The organism is Streptomyces sp. NPDC093065, from assembly GCF_044754585.1.
In the GTDB taxonomy this organism is placed as follows: Bacteria; Actinomycetota; Actinomycetes; order Streptomycetales; family Streptomycetaceae; genus Streptomyces.
Genome location: NZ_JBIVPJ010000034.1, coordinates 1 through 18,137, shown reverse-complemented (window position 1 = coordinate 18,137; position 18,137 = coordinate 1). Strand labels below are relative to the sequence as shown.

Here is an 18,137-nt window from a genome sequence, read left to right as displayed (position 1 = left end):
TGTCGCTTCTTCTCTTCCCGCTGTTCCCGCCCGGCGCGGGCAGGCCGCTCACCATCCGACGCGCAGCTCCGACGGACCCCGGACGATCACGCCGAACTTCCACTCGACGCTCTCCGGGCCGTCCACCAGGTGCAGTTCCGGGAAGGATTCGAGCAGCGTGGTCAGGGCCACCTGGAGTTCCAGGCGCGCGAGTTGTGCACCGATGCAGTGATGCGGTCCGTGTCCGAACGTGAGATGGGGGTTGCGGGCACGGGTCAGGTCCAGCGCTTCCGGGTTCTCGAACACCTCCGGGTCCCGGTTGGCGGCGTGCAGGGCGGCGAGCACCGGTTCGCCGGCCCTGACCAGCGTGTCGCCGAGCCGCACGTCCTGGAGCGGGTACCGGGCGAACATCGCCGCCGTGTTGATGGGCACGTGGCGCAGCAGTTCCTCCACGGCGGTGGGCATCAGCTCCGGGGTGCGCCGCAGCAACGCCAGTTGGTCGGGGTGGGTGAGCAGGGCGTAGACGAAGCTCGGGATGCCGCAGGTCACGGTCTCCGCGCCGCCTGCGAGCAGTCCGGGGCCCGCGATGGAGATCAGTTCGGCCTCGGTGAGCCGGTCTCCCTCGTCGCGGGCGCGCACCAGCGCGCCGAGCAGGTCGTCGGTCGGCCTGCGGCGGCGCTGGGCGATCAGACCGCCCAGATACTCGTCGAGTTCGGGACCGATCTCGGCGAGCACGTCGGCGGTACGGGACTCCTCGTTGGTCATCGCTTCGGTCCAGCGCCGGAACCGGGAGTGGTCCTCGTACGGAACGCCGAGTAGGTCGCAGATGACGGAGACGGGCAGGGGCCGGGCGAACTCCTCGACCAGGTCGGCCCCGCTCCCGCCGCGTTTCATGGCGTCCACCAGGTCGCGGGCGCGCTGTGCCACGCCCGCGCGCATCTGCTCGACGCGGCGCGCGGTGAACGCCTTGCCGACCAGCTTGCGCAGCCGGGTGTGGTCCGGCGGGTCCATGCCCATGATGCCGTCGCCGGTGTTCTCCGCCCGCAGGCGTGGCTGGTCGAGGCCCTGGGCGATGGAGCGGCTGAACCGGGGATCGGTCAGCACGGTCTTCACGTCGTCGTGGCGGGTGGCCAGCCAGGCGGGTTCGCCATAGGGCAGGCGCACCAGACTGAGCGGCTCTTGGGCGCGCAGCTTCGCGTACAGCGGGGAAACCTGGATGTCGCGCATCTCGAAGGGGTACGCGCGGATCTCTCGGCCGGCCGTGTTCACGTCAGTCTCCTTGTCGGAGACGCCTCCAGCGCCTCCCGGTCGTATCTGTGGCGTACGAACGCCAAGGCGCCGAGCAGTTCGGCGGAGGTCACGGGCCGTGCCTCGCGGGTCCCGACGAGGTGCCGCAGCGGCAGCGAGCCGAGCTCGGCCCACCTCAGGCGTCCGTCCGCGTCGAGGTAGCTGCGGCTGCGTCCGGCGTTGTCGGGGTGCAGGCAGAAAGGGATGTCCAGCAGGCCCCGCCCGAACGCCGTCAGCAGGGCATCGCCCAGGTCGGGCCCGAGGCCGAGCACCGCGTCGATCAGCGCGCGGGCCTCGGCGTACGTCTGTGAGTCGGCCGTCGGGTCCTGGGGGCCGGCCGCCGACCTCGCCGCGGCGGCGGCGTGCTCCAGCGCGGCCACGTTCTCCTGGACCGTCGGGATCCGGCGAGACTCGGCGACCGTCTTGACGATGAGCCGCGGCGCGCCGGTCGTCACCGCGAGTTCGGCGGCCCGGGCCAGCAGGCCGAGGGCGCCCTCGTCGGTCGTCGGGTAGACGCCCATGTAGGCGTAGACGACGACGTGCCACTCGATCCCCAGCGGGGTGAGCAACTCGGTGCACAGGCGGCGCAGCGCCAGGACCGCTTCCCTGTCCTGGTCCGCGTTGGCCTGTTGCGCGTAGCTGACCGAGACGTCGTCGAGGCCGTGCTGGCGGAAGAAGAGCGCCTCCAGCACGCTGATCGCGACAAGCTGGCCGGGCGGGCAGAGCTGACCGAGCATGCAGCCGCCGAAGGTCTCCAGGTGCGGCCGCGCGCCCAGGTCCCGGGTGCGTGCCAGCAGCCGGCAGGCCGCGGCCCAGTTGCGTACGGACACCTCCAGCGGCACCCGGCCGTAGGGCAGGCAGTAGGACACCGGCCCGCCTTCGGTGGCGTCGAGGCCGGCTCCGAGCGACGCGGCGAAGATGTGCTGCGGTGCCGCCGATCCGTGCCGCACCTGCACGGGGAAGGTGTCGTCGTGTACGCCCTCGAGCATCCGCCGGGTGGTGGCCGCGTCGTGGGTGGCCAGGGGATAGCCGTTGAGACCGGCCCCCCGGCGCAGGGCGGCGCGGGCGGCCGCCAGGTCGCCGACCCGGGTGTAGCTGTCGACGGTGACGGTGCCGACCGTGGTCGCCGTCGCCGACTTGGTGGCGATCAGTCCGGCACGCATCTCCTCGGGGGTGGCGAAGCCCATCCTCGGTTGCACGACGAGCCGCCCGGCGGCGGCCTGCTGCGCCACGAAGTCGGCGAAGCCGCTCACGACGCCGCGTGCCGGTCGCCGGTGAGCGCACCGACGTAGTCCTTGAAGAGCGCCACCGCGTCCGTGCCGTCCTCGAAGACGGCGTCGAACCCGGCCGCCAGCAGTTGGCGTACCCGCTCCTCGCTCCCCTCCTCGGTGATGCCGAGCTTGCCGCCGATGACCACCGGTGTGGTGGCGAGCCGCCTGTGCCGGCGCAGCGTGCGGATGAGCCGCCGCCCGTCCTGGGTGCCGTGGCCGTTGACGCTGCTGAGGACGACGAGCCCGGGAGCACTCCGCAGGCACTCGCCGACGAGAAGCTCGTCGGGCACGCACGGGCCCAGGTTGATGACCGGGTGGCCGAGTTCCTCGATCACCAGTTGGAGGTACATCAGATTCCAGGTGTGGGCGTCGGACGCCAGTCCGCTGACGAGGACGCTGCGGCCCGTCGGCGCCAGGGCGTGCGGGCCGGTCACGGGGCCGTCTCCCGCCGCTCCGGCCGGTCCGCTTCGTGGACGCGCTCGTACCGCAGCCTGGAAACCGACACCACCTCGTCGCCGCGGACGACGGCCTCCGCCGGCGCGGGGCGCCCGAGGAACGTCAGCAGGCTGGCGGTGGCGCCGTAGGCACCGGTGTTGGGGACGGCCACGGTGTCGCCGGGAGCGAGCGACGGCAGCTTGATCTCCCGTCCGAGGACGTCGCCCGGTGTGCACAGCGGTCCGACGAGGCTCGCGGTGACGGCCGCCGGGCTGTCTTCCTCCGGTTCCACTGCCACCGGCAGCAGCCGGCCGAGGCCCGACATGCCTCCGAGCGTGTTGATGCCCGCGTCGAGGACGACGAAGGAACGGCCCCTGCTTTCCTTGATGTTGACGACCGAGCTCAGCAGGGTGCCGCTGTCGCCGACGAGGTACCGGCCGGACTCGCAGGCGATCCTGGGTGCGCCGGCCCGCCACTCCGGCAGGTGCCGGTCGAGCGCGGCCTCGAGACCGCTGCGCAGTCCGTGGTAGACCGCGCGGTCGCCCGGCACCGCGTAGGGCACCGAGAAGCCGCCGCCGATGTCGAGGAAGTCGAGCGGCAGACCGTGCTCGTCCCGCATCCGCGCCGCCAGGGCGATGGTGTGCTCGAACTCGGCGACGAGGCCGGCCTCGTCCTTGGCGTTGCTGAGGGGGAAGAAGTGCGCGCCCGCGAGTCGGGTGCCCGGGGTGTTTCGCAGGGCGGGCAGCACCTCGGGCAGGGTCTCGCTGTCGAAGCCGAACTGCGAGGGGGTGCCGGTCATGCGGATGCTGGTCCGGGCGCTCGCGGAGGCGCTGTTGACCCGCAGCAGGCACTCGGCGACCACACCGTGCCGGAGGGCGACCGAGCCGATGCGGGCGAGGTCCGTGGTGGACTCGGCGGAGAAGGTCCGCACGCCGCTGCCGATGGCCTCGTCGAGCTCGCCCTCGGTCTTGCCGGGACCGGTGTACAGGCAGTCCGCCGCCGCGTACCCGGCGGCGAGGGCCGCCGCCAGTTCCCCGGTGGAGCTGATCTCCGCCCGGCACGCTCTGCCCGGTGCCTCGCGCAGCGCTCCCGCCACCTCGGGGTGCGGGTTCGCCTTCAGCGCGTAGAACACGTCGAACGACTCGGGAAGCGCGGCGAACAGGTCGTCCCGGGCGGCGGTCACCCGGTCCAGGTCGTACACGTAGAGCGGTGTGCCGAAGCGCCGGGCGAGTGCGTCGTAGCGGGTCACCGGCGGGCTCCGGCGAGTGTCCGGGCGAGCTCGCGCCGTTCCTGCTTGCCGTGCACGGTGAGCGGGAGTTCGTCGACCACGTGGCACACCGCCGGAACCTTCTGCGGTTCGAGGCGCCGGCTCAGCTCCCTGAGCACCTGCTGCGGCGTGAGGTCGCTCTCCACACACACGGAGAGGTCGGTGTCGTCGCTCGGCGGCAGAGCGGTGGCCGCGCGTACCCCGGGTATGTCCATCGCTGCGGCTTCGATCTCCACGGTGCTCATACGGACGCCCTTGCGTTTGAAGATGTCGTCGCGGCGGCCCTCGAAGTACAGGTGACCGTCGGCATCGAGACGGCCGTAGTCGCCGGTGTGCAGCCGCAGCACGCCCGTTTCCGGATCTCGCCGGAACGTTCGGGCGGTCAGCTCGGGGGCACGCCAGTAGCCGGGCATCACATGCGGTCCCACGGCCACGATCTCCCCGGTCTCGCCCGCGGGGAGACGGTTGCCCTCGGCGTCGAGGATCAGCACCTCGGTGCCGGGAAGGGGCAGACCGACGGAGCCGGGCTTGTCCTGGTCCTCCTCGGGCAGCACGATCGACACGCGCTTGCACTCCGTCTGCCCGAACTGACGCACCACCCGGACACCGGGAAAGGCCGCGCGCAGCGCTTCGATCGTCGCGCGGGGCAGCGCGGCACCCGTGTTCGTGACCATGCGCACCGGCGGCACCGAGCCCGGATCCCGTCGCACCAACGTAGTGATCATGGAGGCGAGGGACGGCACCACGGGCACCACCGTCGTCCCGGTCTCACACATGCGCCGCAGCAGCATCAGGTCCGACTCCTCCCCGGCCAGGACCAGTTCCGAGCGGCCCAGACCGGACAGCAGCACCTTGTACAGGCCGTAATCCCAGGACATGGGGAAGCGGCAGAACACGACGTCGTCGTGCCGGTAGCCCAGGACCGCCTGGATCGCGCTCGCCGCGAAGGTGACCTGGGCGTGCGGGCCCATCACGGCCTTGGGCGCGGAGGTGCTCCCCGAGGTGTAGATCAGCACCGCGAGCGCGTCCTCGGCCACCCTTGCGCCGGGCTGCTGCGGTCCGCCCTCGTCACGGAGCGCCTCGACCTCGGCCCACACCGTCGCGATGTCGTGGACGGGCAGGGAGGTGACCTCGCTCAACGCGACGGCACCGGCCGCGTCGGAGATCACGAGAGCGGGGTCGGCGCTCTCGACGACCGAACCGAGCTGGAACGTCTTCATCTCCGGGTTGAGCGGCACGAACACGGCGCCGTGTCGGGAGGTTCCGTAGAACAGCGCCACCAGTTCGCGTGCGGTCGGCAGGCGGACCACGACACGGTCACCGGCCTCGACACCCTGCCGGTGCAGCCACCGCGTGAATGCGTGGCTGTACTCGCCGAGCCGTGCATAGCTCCAGGCACCTGACCTGTCCTGAACCGCTCGGGCGTCCGGGCACTCTGCCACCGCCCCGTCCAGGATGTCGTGCACGAGCATGCAATACCCCCCGATTCACCGCATCGCCGTATGCGCTGGAACGCTAATGCGGACCCCCACCAGGTCCCACCCCTAGGACCCCCTGGGCTGGGGCCCTCGTGGGGGACCACGTCGAGGCGGCGGCACGGCCCGCCGACGCCTCACAACGCCGCGGTTCCCGGTGGTCCCCGGGCTCATGTGGTGGGCGAACCGGCCACCGAAGACGGCGCACCGGCGTCCTTGGCGGAGATCGCGGCACGGTTGGAAGGGTCGACTGGAAGCGGCCACGGAATCGCCAGTTCCGCAGAGAGCGGATGCACCGACGTCCCTGCCATCCCGGGCCGCCATTCCTGGTCGAAGGAGTACAGGTACTGGGTCACTCCGGGACTCACCGACTGGAACCCGTTGCACACCCCGCGCGGGACCAGGACCTGCGTGCCCTTGGTCAGTCGGACCGTGGCGGTCCTGCCGAACGTGGGGGAATCGGTGCGGGCGTCGACGTAGGCACCGAACGCCTCGCCCTCGGCCACGGCCACGAGCTTGTGCGTGTCCTCGCCGTGCAGTCCTCGCAGGGCGCCCCGCCGCGTCTCCATCACGTTGATCTGGGTGAAGGGCCCCAGGCTGGGGAGGCCTGCGCCGAGGAAGGCCGACTCGCGGTAGAACTCTCGGACCGTACCGCGCTCATCGCTCATCTGTTTCATCCGGATCACCATCAGGCCCTTAATGGTGGTCGGTTGCACGGACAGGGGAACGTTCTCAGCCTGCTGCATGGGGGCAGTATGGACTTCAACCGGACTGCGGCTCCAGGGATTTCGACTCATTGACGCAAGCTGCACCACCGGACCGCTCGCAAATTCGGGCGAAGAACTGTAGATTCCCCGGCGTGACGCGATGCCCGGGGTTGCGGGCATCCGTCGTTTCTTCTGGTGTGCGTTGGAGGTATGGCTGTGTTGACGGTAGGCAAGGTTCTGAGGTTCGACGAGGTCAAGGGTTACGGATTCATCGCTCCCGAGGACGGAGGTGAAGACGTCTTCATGCACGCCAACGACCTGGTCGACGAGAAGTACCTTTACCAGGCGGGCAGCTCCGTCGAGTTCTTCATGGAATCGGGAGAGAAGGGGCCGAAGGCGTCGGAGATCCGACTCTCCTACCAGCCGTCCCCCAATCGCATCACCCCGCAGGCAGCGAAGGCCCCGGCGGCGGGGGTGGACCGCGCGCCGGCCGACCGTTTCCAGGCCGAGCTCACGGAAGCCCTACTCGACGGCGTCGACACGCTCACGGCCGCCCAGGTGAAGGCCGTCCGCGGAGTCGTCTCCGCGGTGGTGCGCGGCCACGGCTGGATCAGCGGCTGAAAGAGCATCGATTCTGCGCCGGTAAGGGGTAGATAGGGGTATTGGAAGATCTGCCCCCAACTTACGGTTAATCGGTATCCAGACCGGACAGCGAGCCGCCTGCCGGACGCGAAACGGCTTGGAAGTGCAATGCGTGGACGGGGCGGTTCGTTCCGGAAAAGCGGTGGACATTCCCCCGTGTCAATCCCACTGCCCGGAACGGGCCCCCGTTCATGTGTCGCCGCGGAAGACCCACGCACGCCTGCGGGGGAAATGCTCGGTAACGTAAGGACCGGACGCTTTCATGACGCCCCCGACAGCCGCTCAAGAATTGTGGTTCAGAAGATTCCTGGGCGCACCCGGCGCCACGCATGCGGCCGCACGCTCGCAGGAAGTCCTTCTTGTCTGCCTGCCTCACGCGGGGGGCTCGGCATCTTTCTTCTTCCCCCTTTCGCGGGCCCTTTCGCCCGTGCTGGACGTCGCGGCCGTGCAGTACCCCGGCCGCCAGGACCGCCGGCACGAGGCCCTCGTGGACGACGTCCCGGAACTGGCTCGCCGGATCACCGACGCGCTCGGTCCGGTGGGCGGGCGGCGGGTGGCCTTCTTCGGCCACAGTCTCGGCGCCACGCTCGGTTTCGAGATCGCCCGGCTGCTCCAGGCAGGCGGCACCGACGTGTGTCATCTCTTCGCCTCCGGCCGACGCGCCCCGTCCCGTTTCCGGGACGAGCGTGTGCACCTGCGCGACGACGAGGGTCTGCTCGCCGATGTGCGGGAACTGAGCGGCACCGATCCCCGCGTCCTGGGTGATCCCGAGGTGGTGCGCATGGCGCTGCCGGCGCTGCGTGCGGACTACCGGGCGGCGGAAACCTACCGCTACCGCCCCGGGCCGCCGCTCACCTGCCCCATCACGGTCTTCACCGGCGACAGCGACCCGCGGGTCAGTGCCGACGAGGCCGACGCCTGGTCCGTACACACGTCCGCGGGGTTCGATCTCCGGACGTATCCCGGCGGGCACTTCTTCCTCACCGACCATCAGGCGGATCTGATCCGGGTCGTCCGGGAGCGTCTGGCGCCGGACGCACCGCGGCACTCCGGGCGGCGTCCTTGACGACGACATTGCGGGAGCCGTCGTCCGGTCGGAGCAGCCTGTGGGCCATCAGCGACCTCCACGTGTCGCACAGCGAGAACCGCGTCATCGTGGAGAGCCTGCACCCTCCCGACCCGGACGACTGGCTGATCGTGGCCGGAGACGTGGCCGAACGGGTCGCCGACATCCAATGGGCGCTCGGCCTGTTCGCCGACCGGTTCGCCCGCGTGGTCTGGGCACCCGGCAACCACGAGCTGTGGACACACAGCAGCGACGAGGTGGGCCTGCGCGGGGAGGCCCGCTACCTGCACCTGGTCCGGATGTGCCGCCGGCTCGGCGTGGTCACCCCCGAGGACCCCTACCCGGTGTGGACCGGGCAGGGCGGTCCGGTGACCGTGGCGCCCCTGTTCGTGGGGTACGACTACACGTTCCGCCCGGCCGGCGCCCGCACCAAGGAACAAGGGCTCGCCTACGCCCAGAGCACCGGCGTCATGTGCAGTGACGAGTTCCTGCTGCACTCCGACCCGTACCCGGGCGTCGACGAGTGGTGCCGGCATCGCGCCGCGCTGACGGAGCGGCGGCTCGCGGACTGCTCCCCGGACCTGCCGCTCGTCCTGGTCAATCACTACCCGCTGGTGCGCGCCCCCACGAGGGCGCTGCGGCACCCGGAGCTGGCCCAGTGGTGCGGAACGGAGGCCACCGCGGAGTGGCACCGGCGGTTCAACGTGGTGACCGTGGTCTACGGCCACCTGCACATCCCGCGGACCACGTGGCACGACGGCGTGCGGTTCGAAGAGGTCTCACTCGGCCACCCCGTGGAGTGGCAGGCCTGCCCGGCACCCCCGGGAGTACTGCGCCGGGTGCTCATGACGGGTTCCGCGGAAACCCCGGAAACTCCGGAGTCCCCGGATTCACCGGTCCCTTCCTCGTGACCCGGACCCGGCCATTGCCGTTCCGGGCATCAACCCGGAATTCCCAGCGCCCGCAGTTCCTTCTCCGCTTCGGCCAGAAGTGCCCGCCGGTCCGTCTTGCGATTACCGTTGAGCGGTAGCTCCGCCACATGCCGGTAATGCCGGGGAACCAGTGCCGCCGGAACCGATTCCCCCACATTCTTCGCCAGCTTTCCGGGCGGCACCCGATCACCGGTGTAGAAGACGAACAACTCCGTCCCCGCCCCGGAGGGCACCCCCACGGTGACGGCGTCCTCGACCCCGGGGCAGGCCCGCAGCGCGTGCTCGATCTCGGCGGGTTCCACTCTGCGCCCCTGGATCTGGAGCTGGTTGTCGCGGCGCCCGAGATAGCGGAGCTGTCCGTCCGGCGCCCGGCTCACCTGGTCGCCGGTGCGGTAGTAGGTGACGCCGTCGCGCCGCACGTAGCGCCCCTCGTCGTCGGTGGGATCGAGATATCCGGCGGCCATCTGCGGCCCGGACACCCACAGCTCGCCGTCGACCGCGAGGTGCTCGTGCCCGTCGTGCACGAAGCCGATGGGCACCACTCCGTTGACCGCCAGCTCCGGTGAGGTCGCCGGATCCCACCGGTGCCGTGCGATGGTGATGGTCAGTTCCGTCGGCCCGTACAGGTTCTCCAGCGCGGAGCCGGCGGCCGCCCGCTGCCAGTACGCCGCGTCCTCGCACCGCAGCGCCTCCCCCGCGAAGAAGCTCCAGCGCAGCGTCGGCAGGCAGCCCTCGGCGAGACCTGTGGTGCGCCGGGCGAGACCGATCGCGCTGGGTGTGGAGAACCACACCGTCACCTGCTCGTCGGCGAGGTGCCGCGGCAGGTCGCGGTAGGCGTAGGGAGGTGTACGGACCAGGCTCCCGCCTGCTCCCCAGGCGGAGAACAGGTCGAACACGGAGCAGTCGAAGTTGAGGTCGAAGGTTCCCGAGAAGACGTCGTCCGGTGTGAAGTCGTAGCGCTCGTCCACCAGGCGGAAGTAGTGGCCGAGGCCGGCATGGGTGAGGGGCACGCCCTTGGGCCGGCCGGTCGAGCCGGACGTGAACAGGATGTACGCGTGGTCGGACGGGTCGACGGGCAGAGGCGTCGGCAACGGGGCGCCGGCGGGCCCGCCGCCCAGGTCGAACACGGGCACCGGGCCGGTCTCGGGCCCGGCTCCGCCGTCCGTCAGCAGCAGCCTGACGCCCGCGGCCTCGGCCATGTGCGCCGTCCTGGCGGCGGGGAAGTCCGGGTGCAGCGGCACCACGGTGGCGCCCGCGTACAGCGCGGCGAGCACGCCCACGCAGGTGTGGACCCCACCGGTACCGAGGACGCCCACCACCCTCGACTCCCGCGGCACCGCGCGGTCGATCGCGCCCGCCCAGGCGAGCGCACGCCGATGGGCCCCGGCGTAGGTGACGGACTCCCGCCCGGACCTCACCGCCAGACCGTGCGGGGACAGTTCGAGCCCCCGCAGAAAGCGCGCGTGCAAGGCGTGCCGCATCCCCGTCATTCCTGCCCCTTCGAGACGAATTTATTTTTCAGGACACCGGCCAACTGCGCGCTGCTATGCTGCTTTTACGGTCGCACGGAATACAGAAATGAGGAACTGGGTATGTGGGACGAGCAGTTCGAGGAAGCGCTTCGCCGTCATCTTCCTTTTCTCGCTCCGGACGAGCCACTTGAGCCGGATACGAGTATGAGAGAGCTGGGTCTCGATTCCCTCGGAACCGTGGAACTGCTCGCGCACCTCGAGTCCTCCTACAACACCAGGTTCCAGGACGACGCGCTGTCCCTGGAGTCGTTCGCGACCCCCGCCGTGCTGTGGGAGACCCTCCGGGTCATGACCGAGCCGACGGCCTGAACCGCGGCATCAGCGAGGCCTTCGGCAGGGCCTGGACGACGTCGAAGGTACGGGTGGTCGTGCCGACCCTGCCGAAGAGGCTGTCGGGCCCCACCACGTACGCGGTACGCACCCCTCGCTCCTCCAGCGCCGCCACCGCGGCGGGCCAGCGCAGCGGACGCACGAAGCTGTCGAGCAGCAGGGTCCGCACACCGTCGGCCGTGGTGACCGCACCGCCGTCCTGGGCGGAGACCACGGGCAGTGCCGGGTCGGCGAAGTCCAGCTCGGCGAAGACCTCCGCCTCCACCCTGTCACGCAGCGCACCGAACGCCGCGCAGTGCATCGGCGGCCGCATCGCGTAGAGCGGCAGACCGCCACCGGCCCGCAGGCGGCCGAGCAGCCATTCCAGGCGTGACTCCCGCAGCGACAGCATGTGGAAGTCGTCGTCGAGGTGACAGGAGATCTCGTACCACTCGCCCGCCTCGTCCAACTCGCCGAGGATCTCCCGCAGCCGGGCCTCGGGGGTGCGCACGAACGACTGCGTGACGACGTCCTGGTGCTCGTCGCGGAAGTACTCCTCCATGCAACGGGCGATGCGCGCCGTCATCCACACCGCCCGCTCCGCCGTCAGCGACCCGGCGTACGCCGCCATGGGTTTCTCCCCGAAGCTGGGCCCCGTGCAGACGTCAGCCACCATGCCGAGTTCCGTCTCCGCCCACTGCGCCATCGCGAGGCAGTTCACGAGGAAGGCGACCTGTGCGTACTCGCTGTAGTCGCCCTCCGCCGCGCGGAAGCGCTCCACGAGGGGATAGCCCAGCGTCTCGTCGGCAAGCTCGACCAGCCGCCGGGCCAAGGGGTTGATCACCATGAACTTGCCCACGTCGGCGAAGCGGGACGGGCCCATCCCGGGGAACACGATCGCGGTGCCGTGTCGGCCGTCGTTCTCCATGCCGTCCACCTTGTGATCGGCGGTCCGCTCCGGGTACCCCTACCCTCCCCTGTTCCCGGCCGCCGGGCCGGTCACCCCAGCTCCAGCAGGAACTCGGCGAGCAGGGTCAGGAAGCGCTCCGGCTCCTCCAGGTGCGGCACGTGGCTGGACTCCTCCAGGATCTCCCAGCGGGCCCGGGGCACCAGTTCGCGGTACGGCCGGACCGTGGCCTCGGTGGCCTCGTCGTGCCGGCCCGACACCACGAGCGTGGGCACGTCGATCGACGGCAGGTCCTCGACGACCGACCAGTCGCGCAAGCTGCCCACGACGTGGAACTCGCTCGGCCCGTTCATGGCGTAGTACACCGTCGGGTCGTTGTGCATCTCCATGAACGAGGCGAGGTACTCGCGGGGCCACGGACTGATCCGGCACACATGCCGGTCGTAGTAGGCCCGCATCACCGAGAAGTACTCCTCGGTGTCGGTGGTGCCCGCCTCCTCGTGGGCCCGTAGCGCCGCGTCCACGCCTTCGGGCAGGGCGGCCCGCAGCCGGGCCGCCTCCCGCAGCCACATCGGGTAGGAGGCGGGGGCGTCGGCCACGACCAGTCCGCGCAACCCCGGCGGGCGCGCGGCGGCGTGCCGGGCACCGAGCATGCCTCCCCAGGAATGACCGAGAAGCACGTAGTTCCCCGCGACCCCCAGCCGCCGCAGCAGGTTGTCCAGCTCCGCGAGGAACAGGTCCACGTTCCAGAAGCCGGCGTCCTGGTCGGGCAGGTGCGTGGAAGCGCCGTTGCCGAGCTGGTCGTAGTGGACGACGGGCCAGCCGAGGTCGGCGAGCACCGCAAGGTTCAGCAGGTAGTCGTGGGTGCTGCCCGGACCGCCGTGGATCACGACGACCGGTGGCCGGCCGCCCTGCTCCAGTCGGCCGGTCACGCGGTACCACGTCTCGTACGCGCCGAAGGCGACGGTGGGCATCCGGTCAGTCACCCGTCGCGCGCACGCCGACGAACAGACCCCGGCGGCCCGGTCCCGCTCCCAGGTACCGAGGCGCCAGCCCCGCCCGGACGAAGGCGGTTTCGTACTCCTCCCTGGTGAAGAGGGTGATGTGCGTGGTCTCCGTGAAGTGCCGCACACCGGAGTCGGCATCGGCCACCAGGTAGTGCACGCTCATCCGGGTCGCGTTGCCCTCGACCACCGAGTGCGAGACCCGGGCGACGGTGCGGCCGTCGTCCCGGACCACGTCACCGGCGACGTACCCGGGCAGAAAGGTGTCCGGGAACCACCAGGGATCCACCACGACGACCCCGCCCGGGACGGTGTGGCGCGCCAGACGGGCCAGCGCCCGGTCCAGGTCGGCCGTGGTGCGCATGTGGCCGACCGAGCTGAACAGGCACGTCACCGCGTCGAAGGAGCGTCCCAGGTCGAAGTCGCGCATGTCGCCGAGGTGCAGGGGCACTCCGGGCAGCCGCGAGGCCGCCGTGGTCAGCATGTCCTGCGAGAGGTCGACACCCTCCACGTGGGCGAACGTCTTGTGGAAGTACCGGAGGTGGTTACCGGTGCCGCAGGCGACGTCGAGCAGGGAGGCGGCACCCGGCAGGGCGTCCAGGATGCGGCCGATGATCTCGTCCGCCTCGACCGCGTAGTCCTTGCCGCGGCCCTGGTGGATCAGGTCGTAGATCTCCGCGTCGTCCGACTCGTACATTCAGTGCTTCTCCTCACCGTCGCGGTCCGCGACCGACGTCAGCCACTTCTCCACGGCTTCCGCCGTGGCGGCGGCGTGCTGTTCGACGATGCCGAAGTGGTCGCCGGGTACCTGCACGCTGTCCCCCGCGGTCCAGGGGCCGGACGTCCCGGCCGCCTCCTCGGGCCGCACGAACAGCACCGGTGCCGTGATCCCGGGCAGACGCAGCCCGGACAGCAGTCCGATGTAGTGGGCCATGGCCGACAGCCGGATGCTGTCGAACGGACCGTACTCTGCCTCGCGGTCGAGCATCCCCGCCGCCATGGCGTGCATGGCCGTGTCGAACCCGGTGCCCTGGCCGCCCTGTTCCTGCTCCGCCCGCTCGGCCGGGTCGCCGGACTCGATGGCGTAGGTGTCCAGCAGGACGACCGCGGCGGGCGGCTGTCCCGCGTCCTCCAGCAGGGCCGCGGTCGCGTAGGCGAGAGCGCCGCCCGAGGAGTGGCCGAGGAGGACGAACGGCTCGCCGTCGGCGGCCGACCGGGCCGTCCCGGCCAGCGTCTCCACCAGCACGTCGGCGGAGCGGGGCAGCGGCTCACCGGGGGCGAATCCGGGCACCGGCAGCGCGGTCACCTCGCGGACGCCCTTGAAGTGCGCGGCAAGACGGGTGTACTGGTAGATCCCGGACATCGCCGTGGGGGTGCCGACGCAGAGCACCCGGGGCCGTGCCGGGCCGTCGGCGAGCCGCACCGGCCGCAGCGGCTCCGCGAGCTCCGTGACGGTGCCGAAGGCGGGCCGCATCGCCGCCACGGCGCTCAGCATGTCCAGGCCCTCGTAGAGCCGGCCGTCGCCGACGGCCTCCCGGAACAGAGTGCGCAGCATGTCGCCCCGCCCGTCGCCGCCGGATTCCGCCGGAGCTTCGCCGGCCGCCACGGCGGACACCGCTTCGCCAGCGGCCAGTTCGGTGCGCAGGTGCCGGGCGAGCCGGGCCGGGCTGTGGTGGTCGAAGACCGCGGTCACCGGAAGGTTCAGTCCGGTCTCCGCGTTCATCCGGTCACGCAGGCGCGCGGCGGCGAGCGAGTCGAAGCCCGACTCGGGGAACGACAGGTCCGCGTCGACCGCGTCCGCCGTCTCGTGGCCCAGCAGATCCGCGGCCAGTTGCCGCACGAGCCGGCCCAGTTCACGCTCCTGCCGGTCCGCCGACAGTCCGGCGAGACGTCGGCGCAGCCCGGCCGGGTCCGGCCCGGCAGCGGGTTCTCGGCCCGTCCTGGTGGCGTCGTCGGCGGCTTCCGTGCCCGGCTCGCCGCCACGGGCGAGGGTGTCCATCTCGGCCCAGTACCGGCGGCGGTGGAAGGCGTACGGGGGCAGCTCCACTCTGCGGGCGCCCCGGCCCGCGAACAGGCGCTTCAGGTCCACCTCCACGCCGGACGCGTGCAGCGTCCCGGCCGCGTGGAGAGCGGCCGCGGCTTCCGGCCTGCCCTGTTCGAGCGCCGGGGCGAGGGTCACCTCGCCCGTCTCCTCGGTCAGGCAGGACGAGACCGCGGCGAGCAGCGCGCCGTCGGCGCCGAGTTCCACGAACCGGGTGACGCCCTCGGCCTCCAGGGTGCGGATCGCGTCCTGGAGCCGGACCGTCTCCCGCAACTGCCCGCTCCAGTGCTCCGGTTCATCCAGGTCGTCCTCGGTGGCGAGGCGACCGGTCACCGTGGATACGAGGGGGATGCGGGGCGCGTCGAACGACAGCTCGTCCGCCACGTCGGCCAGGTCCTCCACGATGTCGTCCATCAGCGGCGAGTTGAGCGCGCGCCTGGCGGGGAGCCGGCGCGTGGTGCGGCCCCGGTCCTCCCAGTGGGCCGCTATGCGGAGCACGTCCTCCTCGTCGCCGGACAGGACCACGGAGGCCGGGCCGTCGACCGAGGCGAGCTCGGTGTCGTCGGTCAGCATCGGACGTACCTCGTCCTCACTCGCCCCGATCGCCACCATGGCTCCGCCTGCGGGCAGTTCCTGCACCAGGGTGCCGCGTGCCGCGACCAGTTTGACGGCGTCCTTCAACGACAGCACTCCCGCGAGGTGCGCCGCGGCGATCTCGCCCGCGGAGTGCCCTGCCAGGAAGTCGGCCCGCACGCCCCATGACTCCAGCAGCCGGAAGAGTGCGACCTCCAGCGCGAACAGCGCGGCATGCGCGAACGTGGTCTGCTCCAGGAGCCTGCCCGGCACGGAACTCTCGTCGGCGAACATGACCTCGCGCAGCGGCCGGTCCAGCAGCCGGTCGAACCTCGCGCACACCGTGTCGAGGGCGTCGGCGAAAACGGGGAAGGCGGCGTACAGGTCCCGGCCGGTGCCCGGCCGCACGGCGCCCTGGCCCGGGAGGAGGAAGGCGACTCTTCCGCCGGAGCGGACGGCACCCACGGTGAGTCCGGGGTCCTCGCCGCCCTGGGCGAGGGCGGCGAGGCCGCGCAGCAGGTCGTCCCGCCCGGTGCCGGTGACCACGGCCCGGTGCGGCAGCGGAGGACGGAAGGTGGCCAGCGAGTACGCCACGTCCAGGGGGTCGAGTTCGGGCCGCGCGGTGACGTGGGCGAGGAGCCGTTCCGCCTGAGCGGGCAGTGCGTCGCGGCCGCGGGCGCTCAGCGTCCAGGGCAGCAGCGGGCCTTCCTGCTCGGGCCGCGGCTCCTCCCCGGTGCTCGGCCGCTCGGGCTCGGGCGCCTGCTCGATGATGGTGTGTGCGTTGGTACCGCTGAACCCGAACGACGAGACACCGGCCCGGCGCGGCCTGCCGCCGGTTGCGGACCACGGCACCGTCTCGCGCAGCAGCCGCACGTGCCCCGACGCCCAGTCGACGTCGGTCGCGGCTTCCTGGCTGTGCAGGGTCATCGGCAGCTGTTCGTGCCGCAGCGCCATGACCATCTTGATGATGCCGGCGACACCGGACGCGGACTGGGTGTGGCCGATGTTGGACTTCACCGAGCCGAGCCACAGCGGCCGGTCGTCGGTCCGGTCCTGACCGTACGTCGACAGCAGCGAGCGCACCTCGATGGAGTCACCGAGCGGAGTGCCGGTGCCGTGTCCCTCGACCGCGTCCACTTCGGCGGGCTGCAGTCCTGCCGTGGCCAAGGCCCGTCGGATGAGGCGTTCCTGCGAGGGACCGTTGGGCGACGTCAGGCCGTTGGACGCACCGTGGTGGTTGATGGCGCTGCCGCGGACCACTGCCAGGACCTCGTGGTTGTTGCGGCGGGCGTCCGAGAGCCGTTCCACGACGAGGACACCGGCACCCTCCGCCCAGCCGATGCCGTCGGCATCGGCGGAGAAGGACTTGCACCGGCCGTCGGAGGCGAGTTCGCTGCGGTCGCCGGAGTTCACGAAGGCACTGGGGGTGACGATCGTCGTCACCCCGCCCGCGAGGGCGAGCGAGCAGTCGCCCTGGCGCAGCGCCTGGATCGCCCAGTGCAGCGCCACGAGAGACGAGGAGCAGGCCGTGTCGACGGTCACCGCGGGGCCTTCGAAGCCGAGAGCGTAGGAGACCCGTCCGGAGACGACGCTCTGGGAGAGCCCGGTGGCCCGGTAGCCGGCGGTGTGGTCGAGAGTGCCGAACATGCCGGGGTCGTACTCGGTGTGCATGGCCCCGGCGAAGACGCCGGTGGCGCTTCCGCGCAGGGTCGCCGGGGCGATACCCGCCCGCTCCAGCGCTTCCCAGGACGTCTCCAGAAGCATGCGCTGCTGCGGGTCCATCACCAGCGCCTCGTTGGGGCTGATGCCGAAGAACGCGGCGTCGAAGCAGGGGGCGTCTTCGACGAATCCGCCCTGTACCTCGGGGCCGTCGGCCGCGCCCGCGCCCAGCCATTCGTCGAGGTCCCAGCCACGGTCGCCGGGCAGCGGCGTGATGCCGTCGCCGCCGGCCGACACCAGCCGCCAGAGGTCCTCGGGCGAGTTGACCCCGCCGGGGTAGCGGCACGCCATTCCGACGATCGCGATCGGTTCGTCGACGGCGACGACGGGTGCCGCGGCCTCTTCGGCCTCACGGTCCTCGTCGGTGAACTCCGCCACGAGGTAGTCGGCGAGGACCTCGGGGGTCGGATGGTCGAAGACGAGCGTGGCGGACAGCTGGGTGCCGGTGACCGAGCTGAGCCTGTTGCGCAGTTCGACGGCTGTGAGCGAGTCGAATCCGAGGTCCTGGAAGGCGCGGTCCAGCTCGACCACCTCGGCCGTGGAATGGCCGAGCACAGCGGCCACGTGCTCCCGGACCAGCTCCCGCACGACGTCCAGGCGGTCCGCGGCCGGAAGCCGGGAGAGGCGGTCGGCCAGGTCTTCGTGACCGCTGCCGACCGCACTGCGCCGGGCCGGCGGCACGAGGCCGAGCAGCAGCTCGGGGACCCCTTGGCCGGCGGACCTCAGTGCCGCCAGGTCGAGCCGTACGGGGACCAGTGCGGCCTGCCCGGTGCGGCCTGCCGCGTCGAGGAGCGCGAGGCCCTCGTCGGTGGCGAGTGCCGTGATGCCGCCGCTGTGCGTCCGGAAGCGGGCTCGGGCCTCGGCGCTTCCCGACATGCCGGTCTCCTGCGCCCAGGGCCCCCAGGCCAGCGACTGCGCCGGCAACCCCAACCCCCGCCGATACACAGCAAACGCATCCATAAACGCATTCGCCGCCGCATAACTCGCCTGC

Annotated in this window: 15 protein-coding genes and 1 pseudogene; 4 read left to right on the top strand and 12 right to left on the bottom strand. The window is 71.4% G+C overall.

Annotated elements, in window-relative coordinates:
• Positions 1–48 precede the first annotated feature (48 nt).
• The 6 genes from ACIQFU_RS36105 to ACIQFU_RS36080 all read right to left on the bottom strand — a co-directional run bounded on the left by ACIQFU_RS36105 (position 49) and on the right by ACIQFU_RS36080 (position 6,730).
• On the bottom strand, positions 49–1,206 hold the full coding sequence (locus ACIQFU_RS36105) for a cytochrome P450 (protein ID WP_402557413.1): 1,158 nt from the start codon (positions 1,204–1,206) through the stop codon (positions 49–51).
• A 38-nt stretch (positions 1,207–1,244) separates the two neighbouring features.
• Positions 1,245–2,519, bottom strand: a complete 1,275-nt coding sequence (locus ACIQFU_RS36100) for a methylaspartate mutase (RefSeq protein WP_402557381.1) — start codon at positions 2,517–2,519, stop codon at positions 1,245–1,247.
• Positions 2,516–2,971, bottom strand: coding sequence for a cobalamin B12-binding domain-containing protein (locus tag ACIQFU_RS36095; RefSeq protein WP_402557379.1), 456 nt, complete (start codon positions 2,969–2,971; stop codon positions 2,516–2,518). The genes ACIQFU_RS36100 and ACIQFU_RS36095 overlap by 4 nt, the downstream gene beginning before the upstream one ends.
• The gene (locus ACIQFU_RS36090) at positions 2,968–4,221 is read right to left on the bottom strand and encodes a type III PLP-dependent enzyme (protein ID WP_402557377.1); all 1,254 of its coding nucleotides are present in this window, start codon (positions 4,219–4,221) and stop codon (positions 2,968–2,970) included. Before ACIQFU_RS36090 ends, ACIQFU_RS36095 begins: the two co-directional genes overlap by 4 nt.
• The gene (locus tag ACIQFU_RS36085) at positions 4,218–5,711 is read right to left on the bottom strand and encodes an AMP-binding protein (RefSeq protein ID WP_402557375.1); all 1,494 of its coding nucleotides are present in this window, start codon (positions 5,709–5,711) and stop codon (positions 4,218–4,220) included. Before ACIQFU_RS36085 ends, ACIQFU_RS36090 begins: the two co-directional genes overlap by 4 nt.
• Positions 5,712–5,884: 173 nt before the next feature.
• Positions 5,885–6,730, bottom strand: a complete 846-nt coding sequence (locus ACIQFU_RS36080) for a dTDP-4-dehydrorhamnose 3,5-epimerase family protein (RefSeq protein WP_402557373.1) — start codon at positions 6,728–6,730, stop codon at positions 5,885–5,887.
• On the opposite strand from ACIQFU_RS36080, the gene ACIQFU_RS36075 reads away from it, so the two are divergent.
• The 3 genes from ACIQFU_RS36075 (at position 6,638) to ACIQFU_RS36065 (ending at position 9,040) form a co-directional block, all read left to right on the top strand.
• Positions 6,638–7,042, top strand: coding sequence for a cold-shock protein (locus ACIQFU_RS36075; protein WP_402557371.1), 405 nt, complete (start codon positions 6,638–6,640; stop codon positions 7,040–7,042). The genes ACIQFU_RS36080 and ACIQFU_RS36075 overlap by 93 nt on opposite strands.
• Positions 7,043–7,325: 283 nt before the next feature.
• Positions 7,326–8,129, top strand: coding sequence for a thioesterase II family protein (locus ACIQFU_RS36070; protein WP_402557370.1), 804 nt, complete (start codon positions 7,326–7,328; stop codon positions 8,127–8,129).
• The gene (locus ACIQFU_RS36065; RefSeq protein WP_402557368.1) at positions 8,126–9,040 is read left to right on the top strand and encodes a metallophosphoesterase family protein; all 915 of its coding nucleotides are present in this window, start codon (positions 8,126–8,128) and stop codon (positions 9,038–9,040) included. Before ACIQFU_RS36070 ends, ACIQFU_RS36065 begins: the two co-directional genes overlap by 4 nt.
• A 29-nt stretch (positions 9,041–9,069) precedes the next feature.
• Here ACIQFU_RS36065 and ACIQFU_RS36060 read toward each other — a convergent pair whose 3' ends face one another.
• Positions 9,070–10,542 (bottom strand): AMP-binding protein, encoded by a 1,473-nt coding sequence (locus tag ACIQFU_RS36060; protein WP_402557366.1) that lies wholly within the window; start codon positions 10,540–10,542, stop codon positions 9,070–9,072.
• Between ACIQFU_RS36060 and ACIQFU_RS36055 the strand changes: the two genes are divergently transcribed.
• Positions 10,438–10,902 carry an acyl carrier protein gene (locus tag ACIQFU_RS36055; protein ID WP_402557365.1) on the top strand — a complete coding sequence of 155 codons (465 nt, stop codon included), beginning with the start codon at positions 10,438–10,440 and terminating at the stop codon, positions 10,900–10,902. The genes ACIQFU_RS36060 and ACIQFU_RS36055 overlap by 105 nt on opposite strands.
• Here ACIQFU_RS36055 and ACIQFU_RS36050 read toward each other — a convergent pair.
• The 5 genes and pseudogenes from ACIQFU_RS36050 to ACIQFU_RS36030 all read right to left on the bottom strand — a co-directional run.
• On the bottom strand, positions 10,880–11,830 hold the full coding sequence (locus ACIQFU_RS36050) for an ACP S-malonyltransferase (RefSeq protein WP_402557363.1): 951 nt from the start codon (positions 11,828–11,830) through the stop codon (positions 10,880–10,882). The two genes, ACIQFU_RS36055 and ACIQFU_RS36050, sit on opposite strands and share 23 nt — an antisense overlap.
• Before the next feature lie 71 nt (positions 11,831–11,901).
• Positions 11,902–12,783 (bottom strand): proline iminopeptidase-family hydrolase, encoded by an 882-nt coding sequence (locus ACIQFU_RS36045; RefSeq protein ID WP_402557362.1) that lies wholly within the window; start codon positions 12,781–12,783, stop codon positions 11,902–11,904.
• Positions 12,784–12,787: 4 nt separating this feature from the next.
• Entirely contained in the window at positions 12,788–13,510 is a 723-nt protein-coding gene (locus tag ACIQFU_RS36040) for a class I SAM-dependent methyltransferase (protein ID WP_402557360.1), read from the bottom strand.
• Positions 13,511–18,022: an alpha/beta fold hydrolase gene (locus tag ACIQFU_RS36035; protein ID WP_402557411.1), complete on the bottom strand. Its 4,512-nt coding sequence runs from the start codon at positions 18,020–18,022 to the stop codon at positions 13,511–13,513.
• A gap of 24 nt (positions 18,023–18,046) precedes the next feature.
• Positions 18,047–18,137: pseudogene (locus tag ACIQFU_RS36030) on the bottom strand (KR domain-containing protein); the annotation flags it as partial.